Raw genomic sequence first — 8,205 nt, forward strand, 5'->3', positions numbered from 1 at the left:
ATTAAGTCATCCTTACAGTCTGGAATATTATCATTATCCACATCAACCGTATCATCTGCCCCTTGGCATTGATCTTCACTATTAGGGATGGTGTCCCCATCACAATCTGCATCTGGATCATTGATATCACATTCCACAGGCCCGTCGTCATCTCCACAATTGAAGAAGAAATGCCAGTAATCTACTGTAGAATTTGAATCATCTCCTTCCACTGTTAGTAAATCTGAAATTTGATTCCAGGTTAAATATCCCGATTTTGCAAAAGTACCATCAGTGGCATAATAAGGTGCCCAATTCACCAATTTGATTTCATAAAATAAATACGGATCATTTGGTCCCTTATCTTTAGGTTTTCCCGGTATCACCATACATAAGGGATCGGCCCAATAGGTACCGTCATCGTTCCCTTTTACCGGACTTTCTTCTTCATGAATAAGTTGGTAATTGCTTGCCGGTTGCAGGGGGTTTTCCGGATTATCACCCAGGTATTTATATAAACTAAATTCATAATCTGCGGTAAAATGCCGTCCGGAATCCGAACAATAATTTGCAAATACGCAAAATTTATAAAGTGGAACTTGCGTGATGTCAAAAAATTGGTATCCATACATGTTTACAACACGATCATCAAAACATAGAACGTCAACATTCACATAATTTTTTGATCCCGCTCTCAGATTAAATTTTCTTGAAAGTGGATGAGATACAAATTTCGCAAAATCACTTCCTAATTTAGGTGCCATCCAGATTGGATCCTGGTTATCATTTAGAACAACAAAATCTGTTAAGGTTATTTCGACTGAATTTCCCGAAACTACAGGAATTTCCAGTTTATCATCATAAGCCGTAAAAAGTCCCTGTTCATCTTCAAGAATTTCCACAGTTACCTCCACGGGAGTGTTATTTGGTCCGTATGTTAAACGTATGCTTGCAAAAGCTGCCTCATCTTCAGTACATTGTGGAATGTCACCTTCTTCTTGCTGCCGGGTCTGGTTTAAGCCTTCCAGCACTGGTCCCAGATATAATACCGCAACATCCGGAGATACCCCGGTATCTGAAACTGATTCATCCTTAGTACAGGATGAAAACAGGAAAGGCATCATGGCAAATATTGCCAGATATATTTTTAAATTTTTCATAATTGTTTGGTTATGGTTTAAGTATGATAGGAATAGGAAATATCTAACCCGGTTTTAGCCGGGTTAGATTTATTATAATTTACTATTCTCCTGCCTGAGTACCACTTGGGCCATCTTCTTCATCACAATTAAAGAACATGTGCCAGTAATTGGTAGTATCATCATCTCCATCTCTATCCAATAACATTTGGATCGTATCCCATGAAAGAGCTTGTTCGATTACTTGTTCATCTCCGTCATAATTCCAATCTTTAAGAGTGGCTACGAAATACAAGTATTCCTCGTCACTGTCAACACCTTCTCCAGGTCCTGGAACGAACATACATAAAGGATCTGCCCAAAAGGTATCACCGTCAACTCCTTTATTTGGAGAAAGGTTTTCATAAATAAGGTCTCCCATCTGACCGTCAGAATATTCATAAAGATTCAATGAATAATCTGCAGTATAGTGTCTGCCAGAATCTGTACAATAGTTAGCAAAAACGCAGAATTCATAAAGTTTTATAGGTGTAATATCAAAAAACTGATATCCGTATAAATTCACTGTTCGATCATCGATACATAGAACATCTACATTCACATAATTTTTAGAACCCGCTCTTAAACTAAACTCTCTCGCCAAAGGATCAGATACAAATTTTGCATAGTCGCTTCCAATTTTTGGAGCAGCCCAGATAGCAACGTCATCATCATTATAAACAACGAAATCAGTTAATGTAATGCTTACAGTATTTCCATTTTTCACCGGAATTTCAAGGTCTTCACTATATTCTGTAAAAAGTCCCTGATCATCTTCTTTGATACCTACTTCGGTTTCAACCACCACATTGTTAGGTCCATATAATAACCTGATCATTGCGTAAGAAGGATCATCATCAGTACATGCCGGTGTTGCCTGTTGTTTATTTATATCATTTTGCATGGCATTAAGCACAGGTCCTAATGTTAAATAAGCAACATTATCAGAGATAACACCCTCTGAGGTTCCTACATCTTCTTTACTACAAGAACCAAGTAGTAGAGCGAAAGCGGCGATAAACGCCCAATAAAATTTAATTGTTTTCATAATTAAGGTTTTTGTTAATATTTAGAATGGTTTATTGAATAGGCGACCTACCCTAAGGTAGATCGCTTTATTTTTAATCTTTTCGAGTTGCATCTTTACATGCACCTTCACCATGAACTATAAGTTTAAAGGAAGAATCGACATTATTGTATGTATATGTTAATACAGCTCCATCCCCAACGTCAGTCTTTTGTGGCTGATTATATTGGCCAGGACTGAATTTATCCGGATTTTGCTCACTAATATTTACATGAACTATATCTAACTCCTGTGCACTCTGATCAAAGTCGAATGTCAATGTTAATTCATTCGTAAGATCATTGAATTTGATAGTTACAGTACCAATATTTGTATCATCATTTAGATTATAATTTGTACTGGCACCTGCATAAATTTTTCTTACCTCAGTGGTAATGTTACCGGTGATAGCGAAATCGTGTACCCATCCCCAATTATTAGAATTGACTCCGTCTATTTCACTAAACCTTTTACTTCCCTGCATATATGCAGTTTGTCCACATTCACCTTGTCCAGGTTCTTCCTTACAGTTGTTAGTTGCATCATTTGGACAAATATCACATGCGTCACCAATTCCATCTCCATCGCTGTCTGTTTGCAACGGGTTTGCAGTATCAGGACAGTTGTCGCAAAGACCTCTCAAGCCATCTTCATCTTGATCTGAACCGGTTAAACATGGATCATTAGGACAACCAAAGTAATCGTTTGTCCCTCCAACAGTTGGACATTTATCACAAGCATCGCCAATACCATCATCATCACCATCTGCCTGATCTTCGTTAGCTTTAGAAGGACAATTATCACAAACATCACCATAACCATCATTATCAAGGTCAGCCTGATCTCTGTTAACATCCTCGGGACAGTTATCACAGGTATCACCTACTAGATCTCCGTCTTCATCTTCTTGATCTTCATTGGCATTTTCTGGGCAATTGTCACAAACATCACCATAACCATCACCATCACCGTCTGCCTGATCTCTGTTAGCATCCTCCGGACAGTTATCACAACCGTCAGCTATATTATCCCCGTCTTGATCTGCATTATCATCAGAGCCCGGACATTTATCATCACAATCTCTTACTCCATCACCATCCGTATCAAGTAAACAGGTTGGATCTCCCCCACCCGGACAGTTAAGGAAAAAGTGCATGTAATCTACCGTTGTATCATCACCATCTTTATCCAATAAAGCTTTAACCTGATTCCAGGTTAAATATCCGGATTGTGAAATATTTGGTGTACCTCCGTAATATCCTGGCCAGTTTTCAGCAGTTATTTCATAATACAGGTATGGTCTATCAGGATTTTCAGGATCTCCCTCTGGAATTGCCAAACATAAAGGATCAGCATAATAGGTATCTCCATCTTTTCCGGTATTAGGCATTTCATCTAAAGCAATCGCTTTATACAAACTAGCATTCGACATTGGATTTTGCTCTGCCACCGCTCCTGAGTAGGAATAAAGGTCGAAACTATAATTAGCTACATAATCTCTACCGTTTGGTGTTTTACATAAGTTTGCAAAAACACAAAATTTAGTCAATGGTACTGGAGTAATATCAAAAAATTGATATCCGTAAAGGTTTACATCTCTATCGTCGTAGCAAATAACTTCTACATCCACATAATTTTTAGAACCAGCTCTCAGGCTAAATTCTCTTGATAGAGGATTCGAAACGAACTTCGCGAACTCACTATTCTTTTTTGGAGCTACCCAAATTACATCTCCGGGCTGTCCTGCATTATCTTTACGCACCAGGAAATCGGTTAATGTTATATCTACAGAATTTCCATTTACAACCGGTATTTCCAGTTCGTCATCATAGGCCGTAAACCACCCGTCATTATCCATTAAAACTTCTACCATTACGTTTACGGGAGTATTGTTAGGCCCATATACCAGACTAATCTGTGCAAATGCCGGATCGGCATCAGAGCATTCCGGAATGTCCTGTTCTTGTTGTCTGTTTTGGTTTAATCCATCCAGGACAGGTCCCAGATAAAGGACTGCCACATCTTTTGAAATTTCTCCATTACTACCTAGAGTTTCATCTTTCGTACAAGATGTAACCAGAAGTAATAATGTGACCATACAGGCCATATATGTTTTGATCGTTCTCATTAGTTTATAGATTTATATTAAAAGGATCCCAAACCGAAAATCGGTCTGGGATCTTTTTAAATATTAATATTGACTGAATTCACCGCAGGCAACCGGCTGATCTGGATCATAAGTTTGACCCATCATTTTACCGTGGACAACCACAGTTCTATCCTGTAAATTAGATAAGGTAACACCAGAAATAACTTCCGCATAATTCATAAATGAAACCCCTTGCTGCATATTAGCCAAAGGCCAGGTATTGTCATTATAATCCAAAGCAAGTACAGCCGGACCATAATTACCACATGATGCGTTTTGGTGAATATGTTGTTTATGAGTTTTATTAGGAGTAAGACCAAATACAGAAGTTACTGCCTGCATTGTAGTTCCCTCAACTGAAAGATATGCGAAACCTGCAACATCGTCAGATCCATCTAAATACTTAATACAAGCTTTGTATCGTTTAGTTGTTGGCTCTCCAAATGGTGGTGGCACGCCATTATCGCATCCATACTGGAAGTGATAGTAATCCACTGTTCCATTATCCTCACCAAATTGATCGGTACCAAATAACAGTTTAATTTCAGCCACACTAAATGGGCCTTCGGCAATGACCTTATCTGGACCATTATATCCTGGAGTACCTGATAATAAAGTTATTTTCAAATAAAATACATCTTCATTCTCATCCTGGTTTGGATGATCTGGAAGGAAGAAACATAAAGGATCTGCAGCTGCTTGTGAACCTTCTCCATCTATATCATTAGTATCATTATAAATTATATCACCAATTTGTCCATTGTTATATTCCCAGATCTCTGCATTATATGATGCAACATAGTGTCTACCTTCTGGAGTACAATAGTTACCGAAAAGACAGAATTTCACAAGAGGTACAGGTGTAATGGTAAAGAATTGATACCCATAACGATTAACATCACGGTTATCATAGCAAATTACATCTACGTTGATATAATTTTTGGATCCTGCTCTTAAGTCAAAGGTAAAATCCGGACCAACTGGTTGATCCACGAAATCTTCGAATTCACTACCTTCTACCGGTGCAACCCAGATCACAGATCCAGGGGAGCCGCCGTTATTGGTCCATACTACAAATTCTGTAAGAGTTACAGATATTTTATTCATTCCCGCCGGGATTGGTAGCTCTAATTCATCTGAATAAGCTGTAAAATATCCCTGACCATCTTTTAAAATAGGAACAATAATATCTTCTTTCACGATATTATTAGGTCCATAAATAATGGAAAGCTGGGCAAACCCAGGAGTGGCATCAGAACATTCAGGAGTTTCCTGTTGTTTCAGTGCTGAACTTGCCTCTGGACTATTCAATACAGGCCCTAATTGAAGAACAGCAACATTTGATGAATCTGGAGTTGCAATTTCTCCTGTTTCATCTTTACTACATCCGGTTAGTATCAGTGTAAACACTGTACATAAAACCAGATAAAAATTCATTTTTTTCATAATAGAAAGTTTGGTTATAATATTTTAGAATGGTCAATAAACTATACTCCTGCTTTGCGCAATGGCATCCAGGATCAGGTTCTTAAGAGTGGAACTCTTAAAGTCTTTTCGAACAGTAGGGAATGGTTGGGAGTGACTTACTTTTTCATATACTCATTAGTTTTGGTTAATAAATTTTCGAATGGTTAATAAATAATATATATACACAGTTTTCCCTTTAGGGAAATTATATAACAGTCCAATAAGTCATTGTGATTTGGGGGGGCCTTGAGTAAGGTAATTTCTGAAGATTGGGGGCGACTTCTCTTTTTGAAATCTATGTAAATGTATAAAAGAGGTATAGTTACATTAGTAGGGGAAAACCCGTACATTTAATCCAAAAAGCCCTATTTAACTCCTTCTTATACTTTTTAGCAAAACTTTAATATTTGGGCAAATCCACCAGTTTATGGTTAATGGCATAAATTATACTTTCCAGAATGGTTTCTGAATTTGTGCGTTTTATGATATTCGATCTGTGCTTTTCAATTGTTTTAGGGGAGATGAAAAGAGTATCTGAAATTTCCTTGGTTTTATAGCCTTTACATAGTAAAGAAATGATTTCTTTTTCGCGTTTGGTAAAACTAAAGTTATCTAAATGATGCGACTCCAGACATTCTTCCACCTGTCGAGAATTAGATCCCACAGTATTATCAAGAGTATACTCTTCCCCGGAGAAATCAATTAACATTATAAATTGATCTAAAATATTTTTACTCAACTTTGAAAAACATATTCGGGCGTTTCTAAGCTTTCCATTATGAAGTACGAGCGTACTATTGGTAACCGCCTTCATATGTTTCCCACGGGCAAAATTTCGCAAACTTGTTCTTACCTTGGCTTTATTCTCAACATCCACCAGATCTGTTAACTTAAGATCCTCTGTATTTTCCAGCCTGAAGGTTTCCTTAAAAGCGTCATTTATGGCAATAATGTTATTTTGCTGTAAAAGGACTACCGGCTGAGCCATAATATTGAATAATCCCAGAAAGCAATCATGCCAGTAATTGAAATTACGTGAATGTGAATTTTTTAAGATTCTTGAGACGATTTGATCCAGGTCCAATGACTCCGGAAGGTATTCATCTATTAACGATTTATATCTACGCTGAAAAATCGAGAGATCTTCCGGGCTTCCATACACCATCAACAGACTTCTGTTAAGAAAATGGGTGGATTTGAAGTTTTTAAGGTTCCGGAAATCTGACACTTTATTATATGATGTTTTATCGAAGAAAATTGTGTCGGGTAACAGAGAGAGCGCGAGATTATATGCTACATGAATAGAGCTCTCAACAGTTACTTCATAATTCATACTAAGCCTTTCTACCAGATTCTTGGTAAATTGCTGACTTCTACTAACAATGAGGATTTGTTTTTTTTCCATAATCAACCTACATAATAAATATTAAACTAATTATACAGGGGCATGTATATGGTTCATCTTACGATGAAAGGATAGGTAAAAAAGATTTGGGAAAATTTATTTTGGGATTCTCAAATATAGGTGATTTCCTGTATTTCAAGGAAAAAATGAAGTAATATTATACTGACATTCAGACGTCTACACACCTGTGCAAAGTGACTTTTTAAACCATAAGAATCATTCTTTAAGGTAACTTTAATAATACCTTTAGACACGTGTTATTATATTAAAAATTACACTGTGGAAATTTTACACCTATCTTAACATCAGTACCCTTAGAAGGACTTTCTATTTACTAATACAATAAGTAACTTTGGCACCTTGAAAAAAACTATGACGAAATTTGAAGATAGCATTGAGGTTCTTGGAGCACGGGTACATAACCTGAAAAATATAGATGTTTCCATTCCAAGGGAACAACTGGTAGTGATTACAGGTTTATCAGGGTCCGGAAAATCCTCTTTAGCCTTTGATACTATCTATGCCGAAGGTCAAAGAAGGTATATTGAAACCTTTTCGGCTTATGCACGGCAATTTTTGGGAAGTCTAGAAAGGCCCGATGTGGACAAGATCGAAGGCCTGTCTCCTGTTATAGCCATAGAACAAAAAACCACTAGCAAGAATCCACGAAGTACCGTGGGCACGATTACAGAGATCTATGATTTCTTAAGATTATTGTTCGCCCGGGCAGGCGATGCTTATAGTTATAATACTGGAGAGAAAATGGTGAGTTACACCGACTCCCAGATTAAAGAGCTGATTCTTGATAATTATAAAGGTAAAAAAGTGAACATTCTTGCTCCGGTTGTGCGTAGCAGGAAAGGACATTACCGGGAGCTGTTTGAGCAAATTGCCAAACAAGGCTTTTTAAAGGTTCGGGCAGACGAAGAGGTGGTAGATATCGAAAAAGGCATGAAGCTGG

At 37.4% G+C, this 8,205-nt stretch carries 5 protein-coding genes and 1 pseudogene; 1 reads left to right on the top strand and 5 read right to left on the bottom strand.

The genetic code is table 11. The features are described from left to right. The 5 genes from ACNKXV_RS00700 to ACNKXV_RS00720 form a co-directional block, all read right to left on the bottom strand. On the bottom strand, positions 1-1,139 hold a 1,139-nt coding region (locus tag ACNKXV_RS00700; RefSeq protein WP_417905780.1), incomplete at its 3' end, for a hypothetical protein. A gap of 82 nt (positions 1,140-1,221) precedes the next feature. Beyond that, positions 1,222-2,205, bottom strand: coding sequence for a hypothetical protein (locus tag ACNKXV_RS00705; RefSeq protein ID WP_417905781.1), 984 nt, complete (start codon positions 2,203-2,205; stop codon positions 1,222-1,224). 73 nt (positions 2,206-2,278) lie between these two features. Further along, positions 2,279-4,351 (bottom strand): thrombospondin type 3 repeat-containing protein, encoded by a 2,073-nt coding sequence (locus tag ACNKXV_RS00710; protein WP_417905782.1) that lies wholly within the window; start codon positions 4,349-4,351, stop codon positions 2,279-2,281. A gap of 63 nt (positions 4,352-4,414) precedes the next feature. Beyond that, positions 4,415-5,818, bottom strand: a complete 1,404-nt coding sequence (locus tag ACNKXV_RS00715; protein WP_417905783.1) for a hypothetical protein — start codon at positions 5,816-5,818, stop codon at positions 4,415-4,417. A gap of 421 nt (positions 5,819-6,239) precedes the next feature. Further along, positions 6,240-7,244 carry a response regulator transcription factor gene (locus ACNKXV_RS00720; RefSeq protein WP_417905784.1) on the bottom strand — a complete coding sequence of 335 codons (1,005 nt, stop codon included), beginning with the start codon at positions 7,242-7,244 and terminating at the stop codon, positions 6,240-6,242. A gap of 372 nt (positions 7,245-7,616) precedes the next feature. Here ACNKXV_RS00720 and ACNKXV_RS00725 point away from each other — a divergent pair. Beyond that, a pseudogene (locus ACNKXV_RS00725) lies at positions 7,617-8,205 on the top strand (excinuclease ABC subunit UvrA); the annotation flags it as partial.

The organism is Christiangramia aquimixticola, from assembly GCF_048285835.1.
Classification (GTDB): domain Bacteria; phylum Bacteroidota; class Bacteroidia; order Flavobacteriales; family Flavobacteriaceae; genus Christiangramia; species Christiangramia aquimixticola.